The following is a 26,990-nucleotide window of genomic DNA, read 5'->3' as shown; positions in this document are numbered from 1 at the left end:
CGGTTGGATCGTCAGGCGAGCATGTTTTCCACGGCGGCGTCTACATTGTCATACGTCTTGAAGACCGTATACAGCCGGGTGATCCGGAACAGGTGATCCAGGCGGTCGTTGACGCCCGTGAGTACCATCTCCCCGTCCCTGGATCGTATTTTCTTCATGGCCGCGATCAGCGAACCCAGTCCGGAACTGTTCATGATGGGCACACCGGTCAAATCCGCGACGAACCGCGTGCAGCCCCGGGCGAGGGTGTCGTCGATCATCCGGTCCAGCTCGACGGTGTCCTCTTCCTCCCACAACCTGCCCTCGATGCGAAGCACTGCAATTTCGTCTTCCAGCGAAACGTAGATGTTCATACCATCCTCAATCCTCGGACCTGCGAACAGCCTCGGTGCTGCGAACGATCTCGGACCAGCGAACGGTCTCAGTCCTCGTTGCCAATGAATGCGCGTCAGCCCGCGATCGATGCCTCGATGGCGTCCTTGACCTCCGCGTATTCCGGAAACCGGTCGTTCGCCAGCTTGGAGAAGATCAGCGAATCATCCACAGTGACTTCGAACCTGCCTCCTCCGGACGGCACAAGCAGCAGCTGTTCGATATCGTGTTTGTAGTACTCCAGCAGTTTCACCGCCAACCCGGCGGCGTCTTGTTCGTAGCTTCAGTCAGCGCAGTAAACGATACGTACGATCACCGTGTCCCCCTTGAACGTAGGTGCGGCCGGCAGCCGGATCGGCTGCAAACGTCAGCATCTATATAAACATGGGAGATACGACATGGCAAGGTTCATTCCTGAACCGGCATGGCCCTGGTCTATTCATTCGCGCTTGACAAGACGGGTCAATAGGGGTATTCTCAATGCGAGGAGGTGATTTACATGCTAGGTAGTTTTGGCACGACCGAACTGATTATCATTCTTGTCATCGTCATGATCCTGTTCGGTGCGAAGAAGCTTCCCGAACTGGCCAAGGGTCTGGGCCAGGGGATCACCGAGTTCAAGAAAGCACAGAACAAAGAGCCCACCGAAGAGAAACAGGGTACCTCCGGCACGTCCGCCACGAAGGACAGCTGAACGCCTGTAGCAACGTGCATCGGATTTTCCGTATGAATACCGATGCACCCCCTTTCGCGCGGTTCGGCGGGTCGGATCAGATAGGTCCGCCTACAGGTGTCCTGGGTCGTCTTCCAGTGTCCTGGTTCGCCCAATTGTGTGCTGGGACGCCTGCCGTTGGTCTTGGCAGCGGATTACGGCGTGTCGTCAGACGCCAACCAGTCAGTAATCCCTCGTATTGCCCCGCTGTTTCCGCCTTCAGGTGATTCGTTAGTCATTATCCCGTACCGCCGGGCGGACCTCTCCGTTTGCCTGAACCGTAATTCCCGCGACTTTCCTCGTTCCAGTACGTTATATTCCTGATAAGCTGTATATCGCAGTGGCTGAATGTGCGCTGAGTTCAACGCCACTCACTGCGCACACTCGACTGCGCACACTCGACTGCGCACACTCGACCGCGCATAACTGCGATTACCCAATAAAAAACACATTCGCACACAACCAATCCGGATCATGGCCGGTCACATAAACAGACGGCGCCAGCACATACGGCACTCTACGCCAGGAAACAACGTGGAAACTGCCCTCAAACTTGACGGCCGAATCGCAGTGGACCATCAGGAAGAAAACATGGAGATCGATTCGGCAAGGGATCGCACGGACCTGGAAGATCGCAGGTTGATTCTCAAGGCAAGGGGCGGTGACGCACGGGCATTGGAGGAACTGGTCTACCGATACGACGAGAAAGTGCTGTCCATGGCAATGTCCTTCGTGGGTGACATGGACGATGCCAAGGACATTTACCAGGAAGTCTTCATGCGGGTATATAAAGCCTTGCCGAAATTCGAATTCCGCAGCCGGTTTTCGACCTACTTGTACCGGATCGTCACCAACGCCTGTCTTTCACACCGGGCGCGAAGCGGAAAAAGAAGCTTCGTACCGATTGAAGACGAGCTGGGAGAAGACCAGGAATCGACGAAACGCGGGGTAACCCTCTTATCCCCCGACCGGCCGGATGCGGCCGTCATCAACCACGAAATCGCCTCACGGATACGTACCGCCGTCAACACCCTTTCACCCCGGCTGCGGACCGTGTTCGTGCTGCGGCACCACGAAGGATTCAAACTGAGGGAAATCGCAGGCATTATGGAATGTGCCGAAGGCACCGTGAAGAAATATCTCTTCGACGCCACGCGACGGCTGCGCATTCAACTCGAGGACATACGAATATGAATAAGGATACGGACCGATCACACGCGAAATGGGAGGAATGGCTGGAACTTTCCCAGTACGGTGAATTGTCCGGTACGGATCAACGGGAGCTGGATGCCCATATTGAATCGTGCGATCGATGCCAGGCATACCGGGCGCAACTGGATCAATTCCGGCTGGTCATGGAGCAGGCCGCACCGGCGAAGCCTGGAGAAACCGACCTGCTCGATGCCCGCGGCAACCTGTGGTCCAACTTGACACTCGGCCACGCTGAAAATCGCGTTTCCGATGGGTGGATGACTCGTTTTGTGCATGGCCTGCAGGGACTTACGATCAGTGTTTTTCCACAATACAGAACGGTGCTCGGAGGCGCGCTGCTGCTGTTTATCGGCCTGGCAGCCGGTTACTACCTGGCCTTCCAGGGCGACAGGACGTTCGGATTCGCGGCGGCGGGCATGGACCGGACGGACCTGCTGAACAACGACGACGTGGCCATCTCCAATGTCCGGTTCGTGGATTCGGACATGTCCGATGGCACGCTGGGAATCCGGTTCGAAGCCGTCCGTCCCGTACAGATCATGGGACCGGTCGACGATCCGGAGATACAGCGCGTACTCACCTTTGCCGTCCTGAATGAGCAGAACCCCGGGGTCAGGCTTCGGGCGGTGAACGCCGTGAGCGCATCCGAACGCCTTCATTCGGATCTCGAGATCAGAGACGCCCTGGTCACGGCCTTGAAAACCGACTCGAATGCCGGGGTCCGCGGCGAGGCGTTCAACGCGCTGTCCCGGTATCCCTTCGACGAGCAAATCAGGGACGCCATGATTCACACGCTGGTATTTGACGAAAACCCGGCCCTCAGAATAAACGCGATCAACCGGCTGCAGGACCAGGTGCCGGCCTCATTCGACGAACAGCTGGAAAGCGTACTCAGGACCAGGATGGTGCTCGACGAAAACGCTTACATCCGCACGAAGGCAAGGACCGTGCTGAGTAATCTGTCCGCGCCGTAACGGGACGCGGCCGACCGAGGAGTTGCGATCATGAAATTATGGATTTGTACATTCGGTGTATTGTTGTTTGCGCAGCCTGCCCTGGCGGAGCCTGCCCTGGCGCTCAACGAGGATCAGAACCGGGCTACGGGGAACCGGACGGAGACTTTCCAGGTGGAAAGGGACGGACGGCTCGACCTGAACACCCGTGCGGGCGATATCACGATCTCCACGTGGAGCAAAAACGAAGCGGTCGTGAACGTTCAAGGCGTTCCGGCGAGCGGCGCGGATGATCTGAGAATACGTTACGAAGGGGGCATACTGCGCGTCGATTACGACCACAGGGGATGGTCGATGAATCGACGACGAGGCCTGCGTTTCAAGATCGATCTGCCATCGGATTTCGACCTGGACCTGCGCACCGGCGGCGGCGATATCGAAGTCGTGGGCAACCTGGGCGGAGACGTGAGAAGCCATACTTCGGGCGGCGACGTAACGCTCCGGGATATCGGCGGCGACGTGGAGCTGACCACGTCCGGCGGAGACATCCGCGTGGGCACGGTCGGCGGCGACGTTCATCTGCAGACGTCGGGGGGCGACATCCGGGTCGAGAAGGCCTCCACCGACCTGGACGTCCAGACCTCCGGCGGCGACATCCGGATCGGGCACGTAGGCAATGAACTGGAAGCCCAGACTTCCGGCGGGGACATCACCATTGAGTACGTAGGCGGAAAATCCCGTATAAGGACATCCGGAGGCGATATCGATATCGGCGAACTTTTGGAGAACGCCCGAATCACCACGTCCGGCGGCGACATTGAACTGCGTGACGCGAAGGGTGAATTGCAGGTGAAAACCGCCGGGGGCGAACTGGAGCTCCTGAATGTAACGGGGTCGATCGACGCAAAAACCGCGGGCGGCGAGATCCTGGCTGAAATCACACCGGAGGGTTCCAAGGGCAGCTCGCTTATTTCGGCCGGTGGCGACATCGTACTCTACGTGGATCCGGAAGCGAAAGCGACCATCGAAGCGCGGATTCGCGTGGATAAGAGATCGAGATTTGGTGGAGTGTTTCAAATGAACCCTCCTCCTGGAGGTGGGGCCGACCAGATAATCATCGAAATCCCCGAGATACCGACAATCAACATGGATCAGTCGGTTACGGAGATCGACGAGGAAAAGTTGCAGGAGATCATCGAAAAGCTGACGCAAAGCATGAACGAGGCGGTACAGTTGTCGGCCGAAGAGGCGCAACGGCTTCTGCAAGAGTTACAACGGGATTTGCAGGTAGCCCAGCGGGAACTGCAGGCAGCACAGAGGAAGTCGGTCGAAGCGCAGAAGAAGATGTTCGAGGCTCGCAGCAACGCCAGAGCCACCTGGCGATACAAGATCCGATCCGATTTCGAAGCGGAGCGCTACGAGGAAGACGCGGAAGAACGAGAGATCAGCGCTACTTACACACTCAACGGCGGCGGCGCCAGGATCTGGCTCGAGACCAGCGACAGCAACATTGAGATCCGCGAGCTGGACAAGTAAGAAGGCACTTCGGCGGAGTTACTACGACGCTCACCCCGTCTCCCCTATCACCCGCTTCGCCGCGGCGACGCCCGCACCGGACTCGAACGCATACCCGTGGCGGCTCAGGCCGTGCTCGAGGGCCGTAAGGGCGACGATCATATCCGACGGAGCCACGTTGTAGCCCAGATGGGCGATGCGAATGTATTTGCCCCTGTAGTGATCCATCCCGTTGGCGATGGTCACCCCGCATTCCTGCTTGATCGTCTTCAGCAAATCGGAGCCGTCGATACCGGGCGGCATGACGACCGAGGTCAGCACGTTGGACGGCCTGCGCGCGAAGAGATTCAGGCCGAGGGCCGCGACGCCCGCGCGGGTCACCAGGGCGTTGCGCTCGTGAATCCGGTAGATTTCCTCCAGGCCGAGTTCCCTCATCATCCTCAGCGACTCGGCCAGTCCCATGAGCAGCGACACGGCCGGCGTATAGGGCGTCAGCCCCTTCGTGAAGGAATCCCGTGCCCGTTTCAGGCTCAGATAGTAGGAAGGCTGGCGGCTTTCTTCGATGCGCTGCCACGCCCGCTCGCTGACGCTGATGAAGGCCAGACCGGGCGGGATCATGAGCGCCTTCTGCGAGCCCGTGAGGGCGATGTCGACGTGCCAGTCGTCCGTCCTGAGTTCATTGGCGCCCAGGCCGCTGATGGCATCCACGACCAGGTAGCAGCCGTGACCGCGGGCGATCCTGCCCAGGGCCTCGATGTCGTGGAGCACGCCCGTCGAGGTTTCGCTGTGGGTGGCCAGCACGGCTTCGAAGGGTCCCTGTTCCCCCAGGATACGGTCGACCTCGTCGGGATCCGCGGCCTTACCCCACTCCACATCGAGCGTCAGGGCGTCGATGCCGTAGGTCGCGCACAGTTCGACCCACCTGCCGCCGAATTTGCCGCCGCTGATCGCCAGCACCCGGTCACCCGGCGAAAGCAGGTTGACGACCGCGGCCTCCATGGCGCCGCTGCCGGATGCCGTGAGCACGAGCACATCGTTCTCCGTCTGGAAAACGTGCTGAAGCCACGAGGCAACCTGCCTGAGCAGATCGCTGAATTCGGTGGAACGGTGGGTGAGGATCGGTGCCGACATCTTCCGGACGACCCGGTCGGGAACCGGCGTGGGTCCGGGGGCAAAGTTGGTAACCTTCACACGATCTCCGTTGGCGCGCGGTCAACGCAAGGCGAGCACAGAAGCCGGACCGGATGAGCGTTCCGGCCACGTAAGGCTAGAGTGCGGTCAGCGCGATCCGGGCATCCCGGGCATAAGGCGTCGATTCGTAGTGCTCAACCACCCGGTCGTACAGGGCCCGTGCCTGGTCCTTCTGGTCGGCGGCCCCGAAACATCGCGCGGCATCCAGGAGGAAACCGGGGGCGAGATAACTCTCCGGATCTTCGTCTGCCAGGGCGAGATACTGGTTGGCCGCCTCTTCATACTTCTCTTCCTCTTCGTCGCACGCGGCCAGTCCCGAGCGGGCAGCCAGCCAGAAATGCGCGTCCTGACTGCCGTATTCGTCCAGGTAGGTCTGGAAATAGGTGCGCGCCTTTTCGAAATCGCCGGTCTGAAAACAGGCATTAGCCAGCTCGATCGTCGCCTCGAGGGCTACTGAAGTACCACCGTATTCGGTCACGACCCGCTCGAATATGGGAATGGCATCTTCATAGCGGCTGTCCTGCATCGCCGTCTGACCCGGCGCGAATACCTGTCCCGCCAGCACAAGATCATCGGTCTGCTTGTTGGTCCAGTAATACCAGCCGGCCACGCAGGCGATCACCAGTACGGCGGCCGCGGTGAGGGATTTCCAGTGCTTGTCGATCTCGCTGCTCATCTCGTACACCCAGAGAATGAAGCGATCTTCTTTCATCTCACGACGGCTGATGCGCCGTCTTGTTCTTGCCATCGTCCCGGTCCTCCAGGATATGGTTGCCCAAAACTGCCGGTTGAAATCCGCTGTAATCGCGTCGGTCTTATGTCGTATACCGCACCGGGCCAAACCGTCGAAATTCACACTGAATAAACGTCGAAACGACAGGGATTCCGACCCTGGTGCAAAGCCTAAAACATATAAGAGAATCGGGGCTTTACGTCAAGGGGTTTCTATAGAGTTTTAACTTGACAACAGGCGCCCTTGGCGTATTTTACGAGGCACAAGTTGGGTTTTGAACATGACGAAATCCAGCCGGTTTCGTGAACGGTAGATCACGTCCTGCGCGGGATATCCTCTTTTTATAAGGAGACGGTCGATGAAACTGTCGGGTGCTGAAATAGTCATAGAGTGTCTGAAGAAAGAGGGGGTCGATATCGTCTTCGGGTATCCCGGCGGCGTGGTGATCCCGACTTATGACGTCATTCAGCGCACCACCGACCTGAGGCACATCCTCGTACGCCACGAGCAGGGCGCGACCCACATGGCCGACGGCTATGCGCGGGCGACCGGCAAGCCCGGCGTGGTCCTCGTCTCCTCCGGCCCGGGCGCCACCAACACGGTAACCGGCATCGCCACCGCGTACATGGATTCGATCCCGATGATCGTGATCACGGGCCAGGTACCGGTGCACCTGATCGGGAACGACGCCTTTCAGGAATCGGATACCGTGGGCATCACGCGGCCCATCACGAAGCACAATTTCCTGATCAAGGAAACCGAAGACATCGCGCAGGTTTTCGCCGAGGCGTTCCACATCGCGACGACCGGCCGGCCCGGACCCGTCCTGATCGACGTGCCCAAGGACGTCCAGATCGGGGAAGCGGAGTTCTCATACCCGGAACGGCCGGACATTCGCGGGTACAAGCCCCGGACCGAGGGACATCCGAAGCAGATCCGCAAGGCGGCGGAGATGCTCACCTCGGCCAGGAAGCCGGTGATCTACGTGGGCGGCGGCGCGATCATCTCCGAAGCGTCGGAGGAAATCCGCACGCTGGCCCGCAAGCTCAACGCGCCGGTGACGACCACGCTGATGGGACTCGGCGCCTACCCGGAAAACGATCCCCTTTCGCTCAAGATGCTCGGCATGCACGGCACCTGGTACGCGAACACGGCCGTGATGATGTGCGACCTGCTGGTCTGCATCGGCGCCCGGTTCGACGACCGCGTGACCGGCAAGCTGGAGGAGTTTTCGCCCAATTCGAAGAAGATCCACATCGACATCGATCCGTCGTCCCTCAACAAGAACGTGCGGGTGGACCTCCCCATCGTGGGCGACGTGAAGCGGGTGCTGCAGCAGTTGGTTCCCCTGGTGGAACGGGCCGATACGGCCGAGTGGCTCCAGCAGATCGAAACGTGGAAGCGGGACCACCCGCTGACCTACGCGAACACGATCGGGCTCCACGAGGAAGGCCTGGAGGGCGTCGACCGGGAGACCGTCGAGAAGGATACGGATCAATTCCCGCTGTGCGCCCAGTACGCTATCGAGCGGATCGGCCAGCTCACGAAGGGCGAGGCCTACGTGGTCACCGACGTCGGCCAGCACCAGATGTGGGCGGCCCAGTGGTACGGCTTCTCGAACCCCCGGTCGATGATCACTTCCGGCGGGCTCGGCACCATGGGCTTCGGACTGCCCGCGGCGATCGGCGCCCAGTTCGCCTGCCCGGACCGCGAGGTCATCGTGTTCTCGGGCGACGGCAGCATCCAGATGAACATCCAGGAGATGGCCACGGCCGTGGCCTGCGGTCTGCCCATCAAGATCGTGCTGCTGAACAACGGCTATCTCGGCATGGTGCGCCAGTGGCAGGAGCTGTTCTACGCGCAGCGTTATTCGGAGGTGGACCTGCGAGACTCCAACCCGGATTTCGTGAAGCTGGCGGAGGCCTACGGCGCCGTGGGCATCCGGGTCTTCAAGGATGAAGACGTGGAAGGCGCCTGGCTCGAGGCCTGCAAGGTCAAGGACCGCCCCGTGATGCTCGACATGGTGATCGCCGAAGAAGGCAACGTGTATCCCATGATCCCCGCGGGTGCGGCATCCCACGAAATGATCGAAGAATAGAGGATAGAACCATGGCACGCCATACCATATCCATGGTGGTCGAGAACCGGTTCGGGGTCCTGGCCCGCATTTCCGGGCTGTTCAGCGGCCGGGGCTTCAACATCGACAGCATCGCCGTCGGCGAAGCCGCGGAACCCGGCACGGCGCGCATGACCATCGTCACGCAGGGCGACGAGATGATCATCGAACAGATCATCAAGCAGTTGAACCGCCTGGTGGACGTGATCCGGGTCGTGGATCTCACCGGGGAGAACTTCATCAACCGCGAACTCGCCCTCATCAAGGTGAACGCCAATCAGTCCACGCGGCAGGAACTCGTGCAGATCGCCGAAATCTTCAAGGCGAAGATCGTCGACATCAACCAGAAGACGATCATGCTGGAAGCCACGGGCAACGAGGACAAGATCGACGCCGTCATCAGCATGGTGCGGCCCTTCGGCGTGCGGGAGATCGCCCGGACCGGCCGGGTGGCGCTCGCCCGTGAATCGGCCAGCAAGGACACCCCGTCACCGGAAGCCCCGCAGCCCGTCTGGGAGCGGGAACGCAAGCAGATCACCGCCGACCTGGCCTGACCAAGCATGGCCGCAGGTACGGCACGCGACAGGATCACCGCCGGAACGGCCCGATAGCCGGTACGGCATGAAGGAGAACCAATGGCTCGACTGTATTACGATCAGGACGCCGACCTGGGCATACTGGACTTCAAGACCATCGCGGTTGTCGGTTACGGCAGCCAGGGACACGCCCACGCCCTTTCCCTGCGCGATTCCGGACTGGACGTCATCGTGGGATTGCGGAAGGGCGGCTCGTGGGACCAGGCCGTGGAGGACGGATTCGAGCCCCGTACCGTGGAGCAGGCGGCCGCCGAGGCCGACATCATCATGATGCTGGTCAACGACGAGCTTCAGTCCCGTCTTTTCAATGACTTCGTAGCGCCGAACCTGGCGGAGGGCAACGCCCTGGCCTTCGCCCACGGATTCAACATCCATTTCAACCAGGTCGTCCCGCCCGAAAACGTGGACGTCTTCATGGTCGCACCCAAGGGACCGGGCCACCTCGTGCGCCGGGTCTTCGAGGAAGGCGGCGGCGTGCCCTGCCTGCTTGCGGTCCACCAGAACCACACGGGCCGGGCCCGGGATATCGGCCTGGCCTATGCCAAGGGCATCGGCGGCACCCGGGGCGGTGTCATCGAGACGACCTTCCGCGAAGAAACCGAGACCGATCTCTTCGGCGAACAGTCCGTCTTGTGCGGCGGCACTTCCGAACTCGTCATGGCCGGTTTCGAGACGCTGGTCGAGGCGGGGTACCAGCCCGAGGTCGCCTACTTCGAGTGCCTGCACGAACTGAAGCTCATCGTGGACCTCATGTACGAAGGCGGCATCGAAGGCATGCGGTATTCCGTCAGCAACACGGCCGAATTCGGCGACCTGACCCGCGGCCCCCGGATCGTCAACGAGGAGACCCGCGCCGAAATGAAGCGCATTCTCGGCGAAATCCAGTCCGGCGCCTTCGCCCGCGAGTGGATGCTCGAGAACCAGGCCAACGCGCCGGTCATGAACGCGCTCAGACGCAACGCTTCGGAGAAGAAGATCGTGGAGGTTGGACGGCAGCTGCGCAGCATGATGAGCTGGATCGAAGAGAAGAAGTAACCGGAAGCCAACAGGAGCATGCGGCGATGCGAAAAGTGGATATCTTCGACACCACGCTGCGTGACGGGGAGCAGGTCCCCGGCGCCTCGCTGAACCGGGACGAGAAGATCCAGGTCGCGCACCAGCTTGCCGAACTCGGCGTCGACGTGATCGAAGCCGGATTCGCCGCGTCCTCGCCCGGTGACTTCGCCGCCGTCAAGAACATCGCCGAGCAGGTCGAAGGTCCCGTAATCACGGCCCTCGCACGGGCCGTGGAATCGGACATCGTGGCCGTGGCCGAGGCCGTGAAACCCGCCAAACGGCCCCGGATACATATCGTCCTGGGCACGTCCGACACCCACCTGAAGCACAAGTTCCGCAAATCCCGCCAGCAGATCATGGACATGGGCGTGCAGGCCGTCCTCTTCGCGAAGGAACTCTGCAAGGACATCGAGTATTCGACGGAGGACGCCTCCCGGAGTGACTTCGACTACCTGTGCGAGACCGTCGAGGCGGTCATCGACGCCGGCGCCACCGTGGTGAACATCCCCGATACGGTGGGCTACGCCGTCCCGGAACAGTGGGGCAACCTGATCTCCCGGCTCATCGCCACCGTGCCGAACATCGAAAAGGCCAAGGTCAGCGTGCACTGCCACAACGACCTGGGCATGGCGACGGCCAATTCCCTGGCGGCCATCAAAGCGGGCGCGACCCAGGTCGAATGCACGGTGAACGGCGTGGGCGAGCGGGCGGGCAACGCCTCGCTGGAAGAGATCGTCATGGCGGTCAAGATGCGCGGCGATTTCTACGAAGCGCGCACCGACATCGAGACCACACAGATCTATACCACGAGCCTGCTGGTGAGAGATCTCATGCACATGCCCGTGCAGCGCAACAAGGCCATCGTGGGCAGCAACGCCTTCGCCCATTCTTCGGGCATACACCAGGACGGCTTCCTCAAGCACCGGGAGAACTACGAGATCATGAGCCCGTCGGACGTGGGCATCGAAAAGAGCGACATCGTGCTGACGGCACGGTCCGGACGGCACGCCCTGCGGCACCGGCTCGAGCTGCTGGGTTACACGTACGACGAGACCCGGAAAGAAGAGTTCGAAAAGGTGCACGTGCGCTTCCTGAACGTGGCGGACCGGCAGAAGGAGGTGGCGGACGAAGACCTCCACCGGATCGTATCCGACTCCCCGGTCGAAGTACCCGAACAGTACCTGCTGGAAGATTTCAGGGTGACCTCCTCGCACTCCGGCCAGGCCGACGCGAGCGTGCGTCTCCACGTCAGCGGCGAGACGATCGAAGAAGGAGGCGTGGGCGACAACCAGATACTCGCCGCGCTGAACGCCGTCGACCGGATCACCAAGCTGCCCACCTACGTGAAGGACATCCAGACCTCGTCGAACGGCCGGGACGGCGCCCACCACGTCCAGGTCTCCGTGGGTTTCCACGACCAGTCCTTCAACAGCCACGCTTCGGACACCGATGTCGTGAAAGCCAGCATCCAGGCCTACCTGCATTCCCTCAATCAACTCGTTGCGCGGCACGGCGGGCTGATCGTCGAATAGTCCAACCCTACATTTCCATATACGCGGGAGGAACAATTGTATAATATCGCGGTCATTCCGGGCGACGGGACCGGCCCGGAGGTCGTGCGCGAGGGGCTGAAGGTGCTCAAGGCGGCCTCGGAGAAGTTCTCATTCGACTATGAACTGACGGAATACGATTTCGGCGGTGAAAGATACCTGAGGACGGGCGAGATCCTGCCCCAGGAGGGCCTGCGGGAACTGGGTCACTACGACGCCATCTACCTCGGAGCCATCGGGCATCCGGACTGCCCGCCGGGCCTGCTGGAAAAGGGCATCCTCCTGACGATCCGGTTCGAGCTGGACCTCTATATCAACCTGCGTCCCGTCAAGCTGTACCCGGGCGTCGACTGCCCGCTGAAGGACAAGGGCCCCGAGGACGTGGACTTCGTCGTGGTCCGGGAGAACACGGAGGACCTGTACGTCGGCGCCGGCGGCGTGTACAAGAAGGGCACGCCCGACGAGGTCGCGGTGCAGGAGTCCATCAATACCCGCAAGGGCGTGGAGCGGTGCGTCCGATTCGCCTTTGAGACGGCCAAAGCCCGCAACAAGCAGAACAAGGTGACCCTCTGCGCCAAGACCAACGTGCTGACCTTCGCCCACGACCTCTGGGAGCGGGTGTTCTACGAAGTCGCCGAGGAGTATCCCGGCATCACGGCCGACTACGCCCACGTGGACGCGACCTGCATGTGGATGGTCAAGAACCCCGAGTGGTTCGACGTCATCGTCACGACCAACATGTTCGGCGACATCATCACGGACCTCGGCGCCATCATCCAGGGCGGCATGGGTATCGCCGCGGGGGGCAACATCAATCCCGAAGGCACCGCCATGTTCGAGCCCATTGGCGGTTCGGCGCCGAAATACACGGACCAGAACGTCATCAATCCCATCGCGGCCATCGCCTCCTGCCAGATGATGCTGGCGCAGCTCGGCGAAGCGCATGCCGCCGACGCCGTGGAACGGGCCATTATCGAAGTGGTAAGCACCAAGATGAAGAGCATGGACGCCGGCCGGATGGGGTACAGCACCAGCGAAGTCGGCGACCTCGTGGCCGGGGCGTTGGGCTGAGCGGGAAGCCCGGTTCCGGTTATATTGGTTTAAGCAACAAGAACAAGCCCTTCGGTCTCCGGAGGGCTTTTTATTTGATCACGCCGGCATCGCGCCACCGCGCCAAATCGTCCGCCGACGCCTCGAGCAGCGTCTGAAGAATCGGTTCGGTGTGCTCCCCCAGGGTGGGGGCGTGGCGGGTGACTTCGGGCGGGGTTTCCGACAGCTTGAGGGGCGATCCGGCCACGCGCAAGGGGCCGGCGACGGGATGTAGGATCTTCACGATCATTTCCCGGGCCAGCACCTGGGGATCTTCCACGACCTGCTTCACGTTCTGTATGGGACCGCAGGGGATCTCGGCCGAATCGAGACGCTGCAACCAGTCTTCCGAAGTGCTTTGCCTGAACGAACCTGTCAATATCTCGTGCAACTCGCCGTGGTTCTCGGTGCGCAGGTTGTTGTCCCTGAACCGATCGTCGCCTGCCAGGTCCTCCCGCCCCATGACTGCGCACAGCCGGCCCCAGAGGACGTTGTTGCCCGCCGCGATCATGATCCATCCGTCCCGGGTCTCGACGGCCTGGAAGGGCGTGATGGAAGGATGCCTGGCCCCGAGGGGCTCCGGCACGGTGTCCGTCATGTCGTATCGGGCGATGGCGTTTTCGAGCAGGGCGACCTGGCAGTCCATCATGCCAATGTCCACCATCTGCCCCCGCCCCGTCTGCGTCCGGGTAAGGAGCGCCGTGAGAATGCCGATGCACGAGTAGAGCGCGGCCGCAATATCCCCGATGGACACGCCCACCCGGACGGGCGGACGGTCCGGTTCGCCGGTAATGCTGACGATGCCGCCCATGCCCTGGATGATCATGTCGTAAGCACCGCGCCGGGCGTAGGGCCCGGTCTGTCCGAACCCGGAACAGGCCGCGTAGATAAGGCCGGAGAATCGTTCCTGCAACGTTTCGTAATCCAGACCGAGTTTCTTCATCACGCCCGGCCTGAAGTTCTCCACCAGGACGTCCGACTTGCCGATCAGTTCGAGGAGCAATTCGCGGCCGTCAGGATGCTTCAGATCGATCGCGATGCTCCGCTTGCCCCGGTTGACATTCTCGAAGTAGCCGCTCACGCCCTCTTTGAAGGGACCGAATCCCCGTGCCTCGTCCCCGCCGAAGGGCTCGACCTTGATGATCTCGGCGCCCAGGTCGCCCAGGGTCATGGTCGTGAAGGGACCGGCGAGTACCCGGGTCAGGTCGATGACGCGAATGTCTTTGAGAGCGCCCATGGCTCAGTCCGGCAGGACCTGGCAACCTTCGTTGTCTATGGGGAGGATCCGGTATTGTCCGGTAACGCCGTGCCGGGCGAAGGCATCGACCATGGCTTCGCCAATACCCTCGTGGTTTTCTGTGGCCAGTGCGATGGCCGTGGGTCCAGCGCCGCTGAGGGCCGCGCCGTGGGCGCCGGCGTCCAGGGCGTCCATGGTGACTTCCGCCAATCCGGGAACCAGGTGCTGCCGGTAGGGCTGGTGCAAGCGGTCGGCCATGCCCTCCCGGAGCAAAGCGTAATTCCCCGACGCCATCCCGCCCACCAGCAGGCCTACGCTGCAGAGGTTAAAGACCGCGTCCTCCATGGATACCGATTCCGGCAGTACGCCGCGCGCTACCTTCGTATCGAGGGTGAATTCGGGAATGGTCACGACGGCCTGGAGGTCGGCGGGCACGGAGAAGGTCTGGTATACGATCGTTCCCGCCCGCTCGCCGCTTACGGAAAGCCCGCCGAGCAGGGACGGAACGACATTATCGGGATGCCCTTCCAGGTCGGAACAGATGCGGAGGAGTTCCGGTGTGCCCAGCGGCCGCCCAGCGAGCGCATTGGCCGCCACGGCGCCCGCCACGATGGCGACTCCGCTGCTGCCCAGTCCCCGTGAGACGGGAATGGCGTGGTGCATGCGCGCCTTGAGACCGGCGGGCTGCCAGTCCGCGGCGCCAAAAACGGCCCGGGCCGAGACGATGGCCAGGTTGCCTTCATCGAGGGGTACCGCTTCGGCCCCTTCACCCTCCACGACCACGTCCAGGCCGGATTCCGTTTCGGATAACTCGATGGTGTTGTAGAGGCCGAGGGCCATGCCGGCGCAGTCGTAGCCGGAACCCAGGTTGCCCGTGGTCGCGGGAACGCGCACCCGCACGGAGGACATCAGCCGCGGTCCCGCGAGTCGCCTGGACCGCTCTGGCGGGGCACACCGATCAGGCCGCCCGGACCACCCACACCGCCCGGACCACCCAGGCCGCCCGCGATGGCGGGCACGATGGAAATCCGGTCTCCGGCCTTGATCGCGGTGTCCGTACCGTCCAGAAACCGGATGTCTTCTTCGTTGATGTAGATGTTGATGAACCGCCGCACTTTTCCGGACTCGTCGCAGATGCGATCCTTGATGCCGGGGAAGGATGCCTCCATGTTACCGATCAGCGATTCGACGGTTTCGCCGTCGATTTCGATCTCGGAACGGTTGTCGGTCAACTTGCGCAGCGGGGTTGGAATGCGAACGGTAACGGCCATCTAACGGATCCTCCTCTCGGTCGTGCTTAATCGCGCTTAATCGCGCTTAATCGCTCTGTCCTTCGAAATACTCCCGGATGCTCAGGTATCTTTCACCGGTATCGCACAGAATGGTCACGATTCGGCCTTCTCCCATGTCCTCCGCCAACCTGAGGCCGGCGCATACGTTGGCGCCTGCCGAGATGCCCACCAGGAGTCCTTCTTCCAGCCCCATGCGACGGGCCGTCTGGTAGGCCTCCTCGTCGTCGATCAACATCACGTCGTCGATGATCGATCGGTCCAGGATATCGGGAATGAACCCTGCGCCGATGCCCTGGATGGCGTGCACCAGGCTTTCCACGGGTTTGCCCGATATCACGGGGGACAACGAGGGTTCCACCGCGATCACGCGGATGCGTTCGTCCTTCTCTTTCAGGTACTGTCCCACACCGGTCAGCGTTCCCCCGGTGCCCACGGCGGCCACGAAGGCGTCGATTTTACCGCCGGTCGCCGCCCAGATCTCCTCGGCCGTGGTTTTCCGGTGTATTTCCACGTTGGCGGGGTTCTTGAACTGCTGGGGCATGAAGTAGTCGGGATGCTCGGCGAGGATCTCCTCCGCCTTCTGCACGGCGCCGGCCATGCCCAGCATGCCCGGTGTCAGCACCAGTTCCGCGCCGTAGGAGGTCAGCAGCACGCGCCGCTCCGAACTCATGTTGTCCGGCATCACGAGGATGACCTTGTAACCTCGTACCGCGGCCACCATGCTCAGGCCGAGTCCCGTGTTGCCGCTCGTCGGCTCCACGATGGTGCCGCCCGGCTTGAGCAGGCCCTGCTGCTCGGCATCCAGGATCATGCTCAGGCCGACGCGATCCTTGACGCTGCCGCCGGGGTTGTCCGATTCGAGCTTGCCGAGCAGGTCGACCCCCGCGACATGGTTGATCCGGTTCAGACGAACCAGGGGGGTGTTGCCGATCAGGTCGAGCGCGCTGTCGTATATTCCGTTCCCGGAAGCCAAGGGCTATCCTTCAGATGTAGTACATGGACAGGCTTTTCTGCGCCTGCCTGGAAATGTCTTCAAACGTGATGCCGTCCATGATCTCGCCGAGTTTTTCCTGCACCCCCATCCAAACGTCCTTCAATACGTGCTGGCCGCTCAGCTGGTCCGTTATCTCGGCGTCGCCGGAAAGGCTTTCGACGGAGATCAGGGCGCCGTCCATCGCCCGGATCACGTCGCCCAGCGAGATTTCGCCCGGAGCCCGTGCCAGCGAGTAGCCCCCGGTCGCTCCGCGCTTGCTCCGCACCAGACCGGCGCGCTGCAGCTGCAGGAGGATCTGAACGAGGTATTTCTCGGGGATGGATTGGCGGACGGCGATGTCGCTGATATGAATGACTTCCGCCTTGTCGTGGTACCTTGTCAATTCCAGCACGGCCCTGCACGCATACTCCGCCTTGGCTGAAACCCTCATCCGTCCTCCCTGGCCGCCAGGTTCTAGTTTACTAATTTAGTCAACATTATAAGAAGAGCGCGGTACGGAGTCAAGAAAATACGAATCTGACGAGGGGCTGCTACCGGATCGGGGAAAGGGGATCAGGCAAACAGGCTGGTGTGGTATTCCAGGAACCGGGAGGGATCCAGGGGTTCCATGCGCAGGTCTCCGGGCGCCGCTCCGCCCAGGGCGTCACGGGGGGCGAGGCCGACCAGTTCGCTCTCCAGGACCTTGACCCCTTCGGCTTCCGAGAGGCGCACGACGGCGTCGTAAGCCTGGGCCATATTCGTCTGCCGGTAGTCGGTCAGGTTCATGGACACCTGCGCGAGGTGCCGTTCCGGCAGCAGCAGTCCGAGCGCCCGGACCCCGGGCAGGCCGCCGTTCTTCTCCCTGACGTTGTTCGCGACCGCCCGGGCGACGCGTACGTCGTCGGTGTCCAGGTTCACGTTGTACGCGACAAGGATATCGCGGACGCCGACCGCCGTGGCGCCGGCGGAAGCGTGGACCGTGCCCGGGCCCGCGTCGGGCGCGAGGTCATCGTCTGATTCCATCTCCCCGACCAGGCGTTCGAATCCTCCCCGGCGTAGATCCGGAAGCGCGCCGCGCCGCGCATCCAGGGCGGCATGCCCGTAGAAATACACCGGAATCCCGAGAGATCGGCCGATCTCCCCGCCACAGCCCCGGGCAAGGGAGACGCAGTCGTCCATGGTGCAGTCGGAAAGGGGAATGAAGGGGATGACGTCCGTGGCGCCGATCCGGGGATGTACGCCCCGGTGGTGCCTCAGGTCGATGAGATCACGGGCCGTTCGGCAGGCTTCGAAAGCGCCCCTGGCGACGTCTTCGGGGGCACCCATGAAGGTAATCACGGAGCGGTTGTGGTCTCCGTCCATTTCCATGCCGGCCAGGTGGACACCGTCGACGGCGGCGATGCTGGCGGAAATGGCCTCCACGATGCCCGAATCGCGCCCTTCGCTGAAATTGGGCACGCACTCGACAAGGGGCTTCATCAGAGAATGCCGTATTTCTCGAAGGCGGCGGTGGCGGACATGCCGTTCTTCAGAGCCTGCTTGACCTCTTTCTCTTCGACCGCCTTTTCAAATGCCGCTTTCAGCACCTGTTCTTCCACGGCCCGCGGAACGACCACGACCCCGTCGAAGTCTCCGAAAACGAGATCGCCCGGACAGACCTTCACGCCGCCGCAGTCGATGGGCGTATTGTAGGCGATGACGTCGCTCCTGCCCTTCGAGTCATAGGGCGCGATACCGCGGACAAAGAGCGGAAAGCCCATGTCGGCGATGGCCTGCGAATCCCGGGTAAACCCGTCGATCACGGCGCCGCGCGCGCCCCGGGCCTCCGCGGCGGTCGAGAGCAGCTCGCCCCAGAGGCTGCTGCGCGTCGTGCCGTTGGTCTGTGCCACGAGGACGTCCCCGGGCTTCAGCGCGTCCACGGCTTCAAGTTCCAGTTTGTAGGGCTCATCCGGAATGTCGTACACGTCGACGGAAAGCACAGTCAGTGCCCGGCCCACGACGACCGCGTCCGGAAACAGGGGCCTGATGTCGTGCCGGAGGATCTGGTCGCGGTGTCCACAGGCGTCCAGGGCGTCCGCAATGACCGCCGAGAACAGCTTCTCCTTCATCTCCTCGTACACTTCGCTGCTGATTTTATCACTCAATTTAGCGTTCTCCCTACAACGGACGCATCGCGCGTATCGGGCGCATCGCGCGTATATGCGCCGGTGCGTGTGCTATTACAGATCTCTAGTGAAGGTCAGGACCACGTCGATTCGCCGGTTCCGGTCCCGGCCCCTGCGCGTATTGTTGCTGTCGATGGGCTGGGCGCTGCCGAGGCCGGAGGACGTCATGCGTTCGGTTTCGACACCGGACTGGTCCGCCAGAAACTGCATGACCGCATTGGCGCGGGACTTCGAGAGGGTGACGTTCTTTTCCTCCGCTCCGGTGGCGTCCGTATGCCCCTTCACAGCGACGCGGGTCTGAGGATACAACACGAGAAACTCCCCGAGTCTCTCGAGCAACCCCCGCGCGCCCCGGGGTATTTCCGTTCTTCCCGCCTGGAAGGACAGCCCGATGAGCCGAAGGGTAAGACGGTCGGCATCCCGCACCACGATCGCCTCGTCATCCGAGAATCGCTCCTGGGCCTGGGCGGTTGCATCCAGCTGGGTCTTCTCGTACAGGTAGTCCCTGAGTTCCCGGCGTTCCCGGTCCAGCTCCTCCTTCCTGCGCTGCAGGTCCTGCTGGTAGCTTTCCACCATGGAGGACAGGCGAATCTGCTGTTCCTCGATCGCCTGGTGCAGGGAATCGACCTCGGCCCTGAGCGCCGCGGCGTCGATCTCTGCCAGCTGGAGAAGGCGGCCAAGTGAATCCTGTCGTGCGGCGAGGGTGCGCAGACTTTCCGTCATGATAGCCTGCGGATCATTGGCCAGGAAGTCGGCGCCGACCCCCGCCATGTCGGCGGCCTGCCGGGCGAGATCCTCCTGTGACAGCAACATGCGCTCCCAGTTACCTGGATCCTTGCGAAGCCCATCGACTTGTGCCGCAATCTCAATGGCGCGCCGTACCGCGTAATCGGCGGTCTGGGCCTTGTTTCGGAGCGCGGCGGACAGGGGTTCTCCGCGGTCCAGCGCGCCGGTTACTTCGTCCACCAACCGGCGGGCCTGCGCGAAGGACGCCGGGGCCAACCGGTCCCAATCCTGATCCTCGGCTTCGGCCAGTCCGATCTGCGCCGAACCGATAAGCGACATCTCGATCACCGACGACCTTGCCACATCATAGAGCGCGGCCGCTTCCTGTCCCTGGGAGAAAGCATCGGAGACCCGGTCGTCCTCCAGCCTGGAAATGGCCCGTTCGAGGCGGCTTTCGGCCTCCTCGAAGGCATCCGGAACCATCGCGGGAGCGTTCGCCCGTTGGGCCGCCGCCCGTTTCTCCAGCGGCACCATCAGCAATTCGTTCACGCGATCCAGACGTTCCCGCGCCAGGACCAGAGCGGCGTCGAACTCCGTATGGGACCGATCGATATCCCGGGTCGATTTACCTTCCCGGATATCCCGTGTATATCGATCGTAGGCCTCCTGTACCCTGTCGAAAGTATCAGGGATCAGGAACCCGGCGTCGAGATCGGAAAGATGATTCAGGGAGGAAGTAGCCGCAGTGATCCGACCGGCCGCACTGGCCGCACTGTTGTCGCCGGAGCCTTGCGCCGATATGGGAAGGGGAACCGACAGGAACGAGGAAATACAAAGGCAAAGGGATACCAGGATACCAGCACGCATGAGGTCAACCTCCGCCTCTCAGGAAAGCCATGGTCAGCACGGGTTTTACATCGGGCAGGTGATCGTCGACCGTGACCTCAATCGCGGGGATATCACCCAGCCTGGCCAGGGGATGGGACTTCGTGGTACGGTAGGCCAGGCTGATCTCCCCGGTTTCGGATGCGACATCGATCGCGAATACGACCTGATCATCGGCCTCGCGGACGGACACCACGGGGATGTTCTCGTCGTGCAGCGCCCGTTTCAGCCCCCGGACAGCGTCTTCCAGCTTGAATCCGAAATAAGTGTGGCAGGACACCGGCCCTAGGCCCCGCCGGCAATAGGCGGGAAGAAGCTGACCACCGCACCGTCCGTCAACGGGGAGTCTTCAGCCGAGTGTTTGCCGTCGATCAGGATCAGATGAATATGGCCATCGGGGATGTCCAACTGCGCGATGATGTCGCTCGCCTTGGCCCCATCGCCGAGTTCTATCGTCGCCGTTTTGTTGACCGCGTTCTCGGGCAGGTATTTTCTCAGTGTGGCAAAGAGCTTGACGGAAACGGTCATGAGGCATCCTCTCGATGTCAAGTAACCAGTAAATGCTTGAATTGCAATTGGTTATGCGTGTTCTGACACGCCGGTGCGAAGGTGAATCCCAACCGTTAACATAACGGGGAAATCAGGGTTCAAGTCAAGGGGAAAATGGCGAAAGATCGGAGCGGTCTTCTGGTGATTACAGGTTGTAGCAAGGATACATGCGAGATATATTGAAGGGAGAATTTGGCCTCAATTCGATTGTGAGTGGAGGTTATGCGTCCACGCGTCCGCGTGAGATCGTAGTATATCGAAAAAGGACAAAAGAGTAAACATGGACGCAAACGCACACTGTCCAATCTGGGGTACACCGACTAAGCCCACAGAACTATTTAGTGGTGATGGCAGGAACGTAGATTCGCCCCGTGCAGGTGGTAGGTACTTCGTGGATGGAAGGGCCGAAATCATGGTTGGTCAACTTGATGATCGTGAAAAAGCACGCTTAACGACATGGATGATCAAGCAACGCAGATCGGGCATCGAGCGACCGGAAATATGGTCCTACGAGAACGAAATCGAATCGAGTATACGACGACCAGATTTAACAGTTCACTCACGTGCGGATGAACTATTGAAGTACATTCAGAAAAAGACACCGCATGTAGGAAGGGCATTCCTCGCGAGTGACTTCTTACCGGACATGTTTGCCTACACAGAAAGTGTTGACTCTGAAGAGTTGCAATTCCTGACAGACTACTTGATTGGGAAGGGTTGGTTAGAAGAGTCTACCGAATCTACGATCGGTCTCATTGTAACAGTTGCAGGCTACTCTCGTCTCGCTGAATTGGAGCGAGCAGCCACCGTCTCATCTCAGGCATTCGTGGCCATGTGGTTCGATGAGTCATTGCAAGATGCCTGGACCAATGGCATCAAACCTGCAATTGAAAACGCGGGATACAGCCCAATCCGGATAGACAACCAAGAATACATCGGGAGGATCGACGATGAGATCATCGCTGAAATAAGAAGATCACGTTTTATCGTCGCAGATTTTACACAGGGAGAAGACGGTGCCCGAGGGGGTGTATACTACGAAGCGGGATTCGCACATGGACTCGATATCCCTGTAGTTTTCACCTGTAACAAAGACTCTATTGATGATGTACACTTCGACACGAGCCATTATAATCATATTTTGTGGCGCAGTCCTGAAGAACTAAGGGATCGCCTCGAAAATCGTATTGCGGCCGTGATTGGTGATGGACCGCTCAAAAACTGAAACAAGACGAATGGATAGCACAAAGTGCCAGGACAAGGATATGTGCTGGTTCTTGATTGAGACATTAGGTACCAGCGAACTTCGGGAGACGCCACGATGACTGAAATCATATTCGAAGTGATCGAGTCCAACGAAGGCGGTTATGAGGCACGCGCACTCGGGCACAGCATCTTTACGCAGGGAGAGGATTGGAACGAGCTAAAGGACATGGCGAGAGAGGCCGTGCTGTGTCATTTTGACGAGGCCGAAACGCCCCGGGTAATCAGACTGCATCAGGTCCGTGATGAAGTTATCGCCGTATGAAGATCCCAAGAGATCTGTCCGGTGAACAGGTCGTCCAACTGCTAAGCCATAACTTCGGCTACCGTGTACGTAGAACGCGTGGAAGCCATGCTACAGTAACTCTGACGACGAAAACGAAAGAGCACAGCGTAACGATAACGCTACATCGCCCGGTACGGATTGGAACTTTGAGCCGGACTATATCTTACGTGGCAATTTTCGTTGGTGTGGGTGTGTCGAAGGACGAGGTCGTTGGGAAGCTGTTTGGACCGTGAGCTGACCAATGGACATCCACTTCACCCGACAACCCGATCGGAGTGACCTTCAGGATGCGCAATACCATTGTTGTCGAAAAGTCGCCGAACAACCATGCCGCTTACGTTCCGGACCTGCCCGGATGCGTTGCAACGGGACCTACCAAGCAGGATGTGATCGGCGAGATTCGTCAAGCGATAGCCCAGCATGTCGAGAGTCTACTTGAACACGGGGAACCCGTTCCCCCGCCTCAGTGCTCGGCAACCGTCCTGGACTTGGCGATCGCTGATGGATAGCGGGAGTCGAAAGGTTTACTTGAGGTAGAAGATTTGAAGATCAGGAAGTGTGCCAGTCAGACCGTTATGTCCAGCTCCACTTATCAGTGATCGTCGCCTTCTTCTGCGCCACTGTTTATCCACGCCTTGATGACGGCGATATCCGCGGCTGTGAGGGGAGAAGCGCCCAACGGCATCTGCTTGCCCACAATGCCTTCGCGACCTTCCAGCTTATGTATCAAGTAGCTGCTTTCAGCGTCACCGGGTCGAACCAGGTCGAGCATCACCTGGGTGCTGCGTACGTTCACCAAGCTCTTGAAGGAGTGGCCTTCAGCGAGATTGAGACCAGCGCTGGCGGCGTCTAATCCGTGGTGCGAGACGCACGATGGATTGAACACCAGGCTCTGGATGCTCGATAGCGTGGGCATCAACTCGCCGGGTGGCCGCTCTGTTTCCTCGTGCTCGTGTTCGTGGTCGTCCTCAGGTTCCTGTTCGGCCGGTTCCGTGGGCGAGTCACCACAGGCGGATATTCCCACGGTAATGAACAACATCATGGTAATCGCGCTTAGCAATGCTACGAAGAATGATCTCATTTCAGTAGCCCTTTCGGCATGACTTGCCAACTTGGTCGCTACCTTAGCGTGTTGTGCGCACCGCTCCGCAGCGTGACAACCCCACGACAGAGAGACTCTGCGCATCATCCGAGCCGCGCAGACCCATCCTACGCGAATACCGAACGCGCATTAGGCCGAAGTTATAACGATCTGGACGGCCGCCAATCCTACCCGCGACATCAGTCCCACCTGAAAACCACCCCCAGTGCCTCCCTGGGATCATCCGCAAGCATATCAAAGATTGCCTGACAATCGGAGGGGTCGGCTTCGTGGGTAATCAGATCCTCGATCGGCAGTTTTCCTTCACTCATGAGCCGCAGTACGAGATCGCGGTCCCTGCGCTTGCTCCAGGGATAGTACAGGTCGGCCTCTTCGGGCGTCTTGGGCTGGTGAGCACCCAAAATCGTAACCTCACGCAGATGGACCTCGCCGAAAAAGCTCACTTCCACCGAACCGCGCGGGGAACCGAGGGCGAGCAGACGGCCGCCGAGTCTTGGCAGGTTCAGTGCCATCGGATAGACAGCGGGCACACCGGTTGCTTCGATGACCAGGTCCGCACCGTCTGCTACGCAGTGCCGGCGCACCGCTTCGGCCACTTCGGGTTCTTTCTCCGGGTTGATACATACGTCGACCCCGCGCTCACGGGCCCTCTGTAGGCGGAAGTCATCCAGATCCACGCCGATTACGGGTACGGCGCCGCTCAGTTTCGCAAAGGTGGCGGCCAACTGGCCCACGATGCCCATGCCGGTCACCACCACGGCTTCGCCCAGTTCCGGACGGGCAACGCGGTGGCCATGTAGCGAAGTCGCCCCCATGACCATGAACGCCGCGGCCTTTGATGATACATTCGCCGGCACCTTGTTGATTAAGCCAGACATTATCGAATGACTTGCGTGATTTCCCTGGCCGGCAACACGGTCGCCTGGAACGATACCACTTACACCCTTGCCAACATCCAAAACCACGCCTGCATTGCAATAACCTGTACTTCGTGGGAAACTCGGCTGTCCTCCAGGCTCGCAGCCATTTATGTAGTTGTATATCTCCGTACCCACGCTAACGGCCGTATACTCGTTTTGAACGAGTACTCCGTCATTCGGAACAGGAGGGAGATCATACTCCGTCAATTCTATCTGACGGAAATCGGTGTTGGTAAGTCGACTTGGGCGCAATGTACTAACTTGGTGAGGTGAGTAGCGATTTACAGACTTAAGTCGGTAGGATTAAACTGAAATCCAAGAGGATCCGTTTGGAGAGATGTGTACAATTTATCTTCTTTTTGTACAGAAAAACCATATAATGTACAATTACATATAGGTTTGTATATCTTGTTGTTGTACAATTCTATATACTTTTGTATGTAGTGTATTCACAATTGTACTAATACCGTATTATTTGTACAATACGTTCGCGCACTTTGTACAACTCTCTTTTTCTTTGTACATCGGCTATCTTGCTCTATTCTAGCCCGATTTATAGCTCCTGGCCTCAAATTCCATTGTTTACCATTCCAAAACCCTACTTCGCATAATAGATATTATGTAAATCTATTTCGTCTCTAATCCGGTTCCCGGAGGGTCAGGGGGTGGCTCGAAACTACCCTCAAAAATCCGATTTTCGACCTGAAAAGCGCGAAATTCAGCACTTCACTCCTGGCGAAAATGGTCTTAATTCGGTCCTGGGCGCTGTTCGCGTGCTTATTTTGACGTTTCATACGTGTTTATTCCGATTGTACAATAGTAATGTGTTCTGTACAGATCGCAGGTTGAGTTCGTACAAACATAATATTGGTTGTACATTGTTCACTCGATTTTGTACAAACCCATTCCGCATTGTACAACTGTACGGAAACTTACACAGACACTGAGACTTGCAACCGACATACTTGCTGACCGCTGTATGAAGCGGATCGTAACAGAACGTAACCGATGTGATCATTCAAATTTCAGTGAAGTATAACTCCAATCGTCCAGCGGTGTGAGTTGCGCACTGAGCTGTTCTTCGAATTCGAATCCGACCCCGAAGGGACTGGTTGTGACGCTCTCTATGTTGATCCGGCCCTGGTGTATACTCATGCATGGAAATCCATCCGAATGCATACTGAACAGATCCGGATGGCATTTCACTACCTGTTCCTGTATGTCATCGGGCCAGACCGAAATCCCTTTGAAATAATGGTGGCTGTTTCGCTCACTGTGGTCAACCCCTAATGTGGCCAACACTGCGAGATCCTGCATCAGTGCGATCGGTGCGATGTTGGAAAGGTCTTCGCTCGTCAACACGTACGCACGGTCCGGGTGCTTATTTGACAAGTACTTCAGATGGGCTTTGTTGGAAAGTCCCTTGAATACCCCTTTGCAGTTCTTGTAGCTCGTTCCCGCGTACCCTATATCCACGGCCCGTTCCACGTCTCCAATATCGCCGTCGGATTCATCGATGATGAAGGGGGGACGGTCCCGCCAGACCTGGAAGTGCCCCCTGACTGCTTCGTCCAGCGCGATGTTGCGGTGCAGAGGCTGTTCAATGCAGATCAGTCGCCCCAGAAACCCAGTCAGGTCGCGGTCTGCCCGCAATGCTTCCCAGAACGTCCGGAACGAATCCATGTCGCCGTAATTCTCATTTCCGTCCAGGGTAAAGGCGTAGCGGTCCAGGCGCCCGTCGATGATCCCTGCCGTCTTCTTCAGACGGTCAAAATCCCGCTCTTCGTCACCGAACAACTTGATCTTGAAGTACGAAATGCCGTAGGTATCGATGACCTCGTCAAGCGACTGGGGCAATCCGTCATTGCACAGCTCCTCCTGCGGGATATCCGGCCGGGTCAGCGGGTCTCCCAGCCCCACGGTATGGCGCACGTTCGTGAAGGCGATCGGGGCGTCGGGCAACACATCGGCAGGTTCCAGGCCCTTCAGATTCGGGTTGAAATCTTCCAGTCGGAGGCCAAAGGCGTTTGCGCGCATTGCCTGGCCGAAATCCGTGCCCTGCAGGCGGCAGAAAGCCTCTATCATAGCCCTTTCCACCATGCTGGTGCCGAGGCCCCACAGGAGGGGCGCAAAGCCGCGCTCGGTACCCCAGGCCTTCTGTGCCTCGTACAGCTCCTGCCAGAGGGCGTACGGATTGGGCGCAGGTCCGATGGTCAGCGCGGCGTCGCTGGCGTTCCGGATGACGGAGATCATGTCCCCCACTTCGTCCTCCAGGGAGGTTTCCGGATTCTTCGTGAACCATTTCGGGGGAAGATGGTCAGCCGAATATCCCCAGCCCGTGCGACCATCTGCCTCGAGCAACATGCCGAGTACCAGGTGAGGCACGGCCGTCATGGTCGATATGCCGAATTTGAAGGGCATGCGCGTGCGCATGTTCTGGACGCGAAGGTCAATTTCTTTGATCTGGATCATTCTGTTCCTCTCTACGTCCTTTGAT

The 26,990-nt window shown here is 59.9% G+C and carries 30 protein-coding genes; 13 read left to right on the top strand and 17 right to left on the bottom strand.

What is annotated here, in order from left to right; genetic code table 11:
* Window positions 1-11 precede the first annotated feature (11 nt).
* Window positions 12-353 carry an STAS domain-containing protein gene (locus F4Y38_14550; protein MXY50502.1) on the bottom strand — a complete coding sequence of 114 codons (342 nt, stop codon included), beginning with the start codon at window positions 351-353 and terminating at the stop codon, window positions 12-14.
* Window positions 354-448: 95 nt separating this feature from the next.
* Window positions 449-631, bottom strand: coding sequence for a SelT/SelW/SelH family protein (locus tag F4Y38_14545; GenBank protein MXY50501.1), 183 nt, complete (start codon window positions 629-631; stop codon window positions 449-451).
* 240 nt (window positions 632-871) lie between these two features.
* On the opposite strand from F4Y38_14545, the gene F4Y38_14540 reads away from it, so the two are divergent.
* The 4 genes from F4Y38_14540 (at window position 872) to F4Y38_14525 (ending at window position 4,785) form a co-directional block, all read left to right on the top strand.
* Window positions 872-1,066, top strand: a complete 195-nt coding sequence (locus F4Y38_14540; GenBank protein ID MXY50500.1) for a twin-arginine translocase TatA/TatE family subunit — start codon at window positions 872-874, stop codon at window positions 1,064-1,066.
* A 492-nt stretch (window positions 1,067-1,558) separates the two neighbouring features.
* Window positions 1,559-2,278: an RNA polymerase sigma factor gene (locus F4Y38_14535; protein ID MXY50499.1), complete on the top strand. Its 720-nt coding sequence runs from the start codon at window positions 1,559-1,561 to the stop codon at window positions 2,276-2,278.
* Window positions 2,197-3,270: a hypothetical protein gene (locus tag F4Y38_14530; protein ID MXY50498.1), complete on the top strand. Its 1,074-nt coding sequence runs from the start codon at window positions 2,197-2,199 to the stop codon at window positions 3,268-3,270. Before F4Y38_14535 ends, F4Y38_14530 begins: the two co-directional genes overlap by 82 nt.
* Before the next feature lie 30 nt (window positions 3,271-3,300).
* Entirely contained in the window at window positions 3,301-4,785 is a 1,485-nt protein-coding gene (locus F4Y38_14525; GenBank protein MXY50497.1) for a DUF4097 family beta strand repeat protein, read from the top strand.
* Between the two features lie 30 nt (window positions 4,786-4,815).
* On the opposite strand, the gene F4Y38_14520 is transcribed toward F4Y38_14525, so the two are convergent.
* The gene (locus F4Y38_14520) at window positions 4,816-5,955 is read right to left on the bottom strand and encodes an alanine--glyoxylate aminotransferase family protein (protein ID MXY50496.1); all 1,140 of its coding nucleotides are present in this window, start codon (window positions 5,953-5,955) and stop codon (window positions 4,816-4,818) included.
* Window positions 5,956-6,031: 76 nt separating this feature from the next.
* Window positions 6,032-6,703 carry a tetratricopeptide repeat protein gene (locus tag F4Y38_14515; protein MXY50495.1) on the bottom strand — a complete coding sequence of 224 codons (672 nt, stop codon included), beginning with the start codon at window positions 6,701-6,703 and terminating at the stop codon, window positions 6,032-6,034.
* 343 nt (window positions 6,704-7,046) lie between these two features.
* Here F4Y38_14515 and ilvB point away from each other — a divergent pair, with 343 nt between their 5' ends.
* From ilvB to F4Y38_14490, 5 genes are all read left to right on the top strand, one after another.
* Window positions 7,047-8,786 (top strand): biosynthetic-type acetolactate synthase large subunit, encoded by a 1,740-nt coding sequence (gene ilvB / locus F4Y38_14510; GenBank protein MXY50494.1) that lies wholly within the window; start codon window positions 7,047-7,049, stop codon window positions 8,784-8,786.
* An 11-nt stretch (window positions 8,787-8,797) separates the two neighbouring features.
* Window positions 8,798-9,358, top strand: a complete 561-nt coding sequence (gene ilvN, locus F4Y38_14505; GenBank protein ID MXY50493.1) for an acetolactate synthase small subunit — start codon at window positions 8,798-8,800, stop codon at window positions 9,356-9,358.
* 81 nt (window positions 9,359-9,439) lie between these two features.
* Complete coding sequence (gene ilvC, locus F4Y38_14500) at window positions 9,440-10,435, top strand: ketol-acid reductoisomerase (GenBank protein MXY50492.1); 996 nt, start codon at window positions 9,440-9,442, stop codon at window positions 10,433-10,435.
* 26 nt (window positions 10,436-10,461) lie between these two features.
* Window positions 10,462-11,988 (top strand): 2-isopropylmalate synthase, encoded by a 1,527-nt coding sequence (locus tag F4Y38_14495; protein MXY50491.1) that lies wholly within the window; start codon window positions 10,462-10,464, stop codon window positions 11,986-11,988.
* Window positions 11,989-12,024: 36 nt separating this feature from the next.
* Entirely contained in the window at window positions 12,025-13,077 is a 1,053-nt protein-coding gene (locus tag F4Y38_14490; GenBank protein MXY50490.1) for a 3-isopropylmalate dehydrogenase, read from the top strand.
* A gap of 70 nt (window positions 13,078-13,147) precedes the next feature.
* Here F4Y38_14490 and F4Y38_14485 read toward each other — a convergent pair whose 3' ends face one another.
* The 10 genes from F4Y38_14485 to F4Y38_14440 form a co-directional block, all read right to left on the bottom strand.
* Window positions 13,148-14,332, bottom strand: coding sequence for a CoA transferase (locus F4Y38_14485; protein MXY50489.1), 1,185 nt, complete (start codon window positions 14,330-14,332; stop codon window positions 13,148-13,150).
* Between the two features lie 3 nt (window positions 14,333-14,335).
* Window positions 14,336-15,241, bottom strand: coding sequence for a homoserine kinase (locus tag F4Y38_14480; protein ID MXY50488.1), 906 nt, complete (start codon window positions 15,239-15,241; stop codon window positions 14,336-14,338).
* Window positions 15,241-15,603 carry a MoaD/ThiS family protein gene (locus F4Y38_14475; GenBank protein MXY50487.1) on the bottom strand — a complete coding sequence of 121 codons (363 nt, stop codon included), beginning with the start codon at window positions 15,601-15,603 and terminating at the stop codon, window positions 15,241-15,243. The genes F4Y38_14480 and F4Y38_14475 overlap by 1 nt, the downstream gene beginning before the upstream one ends.
* Before the next feature lie 46 nt (window positions 15,604-15,649).
* The gene (gene cysK / locus F4Y38_14470; protein ID MXY50486.1) at window positions 15,650-16,579 is read right to left on the bottom strand and encodes a cysteine synthase A; all 930 of its coding nucleotides are present in this window, start codon (window positions 16,577-16,579) and stop codon (window positions 15,650-15,652) included.
* Window positions 16,580-16,607: 28 nt separating this feature from the next.
* Window positions 16,608-17,048: an Rrf2 family transcriptional regulator gene (locus F4Y38_14465; protein ID MXY50485.1), complete on the bottom strand. Its 441-nt coding sequence runs from the start codon at window positions 17,046-17,048 to the stop codon at window positions 16,608-16,610.
* A 122-nt stretch (window positions 17,049-17,170) separates the two neighbouring features.
* Window positions 17,171-18,076: a glutamate formimidoyltransferase gene (gene ftcD, locus F4Y38_14460; protein MXY50484.1), complete on the bottom strand. Its 906-nt coding sequence runs from the start codon at window positions 18,074-18,076 to the stop codon at window positions 17,171-17,173.
* Window positions 18,076-18,741, bottom strand: coding sequence for an RraA family protein (locus F4Y38_14455; protein MXY50483.1), 666 nt, complete (start codon window positions 18,739-18,741; stop codon window positions 18,076-18,078). Before F4Y38_14455 ends, ftcD begins: the two co-directional genes overlap by 1 nt.
* Before the next feature lie 75 nt (window positions 18,742-18,816).
* Window positions 18,817-20,355: an OmpA family protein gene (locus F4Y38_14450; protein ID MXY50482.1), complete on the bottom strand. Its 1,539-nt coding sequence runs from the start codon at window positions 20,353-20,355 to the stop codon at window positions 18,817-18,819.
* 4 nt (window positions 20,356-20,359) lie between these two features.
* Window positions 20,360-20,653 carry a hypothetical protein gene (locus tag F4Y38_14445; GenBank protein MXY50481.1) on the bottom strand — a complete coding sequence of 98 codons (294 nt, stop codon included), beginning with the start codon at window positions 20,651-20,653 and terminating at the stop codon, window positions 20,360-20,362.
* Window positions 20,654-20,658: 5 nt separating this feature from the next.
* The gene (locus F4Y38_14440) at window positions 20,659-20,901 is read right to left on the bottom strand and encodes a MoaD/ThiS family protein (protein ID MXY50480.1); all 243 of its coding nucleotides are present in this window, start codon (window positions 20,899-20,901) and stop codon (window positions 20,659-20,661) included.
* A 433-nt stretch (window positions 20,902-21,334) separates the two neighbouring features.
* Between F4Y38_14440 and F4Y38_14435 the strand changes: the two genes are divergently transcribed.
* The 4 genes from F4Y38_14435 to F4Y38_14420 all read left to right on the top strand — a co-directional run bounded on the left by F4Y38_14435 (window position 21,335) and on the right by F4Y38_14420 (window position 22,980).
* Complete coding sequence (locus F4Y38_14435; protein MXY50479.1) at window positions 21,335-22,147, top strand: hypothetical protein; 813 nt, start codon at window positions 21,335-21,337, stop codon at window positions 22,145-22,147.
* A gap of 96 nt (window positions 22,148-22,243) precedes the next feature.
* Window positions 22,244-22,450: a 2-oxoisovalerate dehydrogenase gene (locus F4Y38_14430; protein MXY50478.1), complete on the top strand. Its 207-nt coding sequence runs from the start codon at window positions 22,244-22,246 to the stop codon at window positions 22,448-22,450.
* Window positions 22,447-22,704, top strand: coding sequence for an addiction module toxin, HicA family (locus F4Y38_14425; protein MXY50477.1), 258 nt, complete (start codon window positions 22,447-22,449; stop codon window positions 22,702-22,704). Before F4Y38_14430 ends, F4Y38_14425 begins: the two co-directional genes overlap by 4 nt.
* A gap of 54 nt (window positions 22,705-22,758) precedes the next feature.
* A complete protein-coding gene (locus tag F4Y38_14420) occupies window positions 22,759-22,980 on the top strand; it encodes a type II toxin-antitoxin system HicB family antitoxin (protein MXY50476.1) in 222 nt (73 codons plus the stop codon).
* A gap of 83 nt (window positions 22,981-23,063) precedes the next feature.
* Here F4Y38_14420 and F4Y38_14415 read toward each other — a convergent pair whose 3' ends face one another.
* The 3 genes from F4Y38_14415 to F4Y38_14405 all read right to left on the bottom strand — a co-directional run bounded on the left by F4Y38_14415 (window position 23,064) and on the right by F4Y38_14405 (window position 26,965).
* Window positions 23,064-23,552 (bottom strand): hypothetical protein, encoded by a 489-nt coding sequence (locus F4Y38_14415; GenBank protein ID MXY50475.1) that lies wholly within the window; start codon window positions 23,550-23,552, stop codon window positions 23,064-23,066.
* Window positions 23,553-23,752: 200 nt separating this feature from the next.
* Window positions 23,753-24,451: a zinc-binding alcohol dehydrogenase gene (locus F4Y38_14410; GenBank protein ID MXY50474.1), complete on the bottom strand. Its 699-nt coding sequence runs from the start codon at window positions 24,449-24,451 to the stop codon at window positions 23,753-23,755.
* Between the two features lie 1,056 nt (window positions 24,452-25,507).
* A complete protein-coding gene (locus F4Y38_14405) occupies window positions 25,508-26,965 on the bottom strand; it encodes a hypothetical protein (GenBank protein ID MXY50473.1) in 1,458 nt (485 codons plus the stop codon).
* Between the last annotated feature and the right edge of the window lie 25 nt (window positions 26,966-26,990).

This window comes from Gemmatimonadota bacterium (genome assembly GCA_009838645.1).
Lineage (GTDB): Bacteria > JAAXHH01 > JAAXHH01 > JAAXHH01 > JAAXHH01 > JAAXHH01.
The sequence above is the reverse complement of the archived record's forward strand: the minus strand, read 5'-3'. Positions and strand labels throughout refer to the sequence as shown.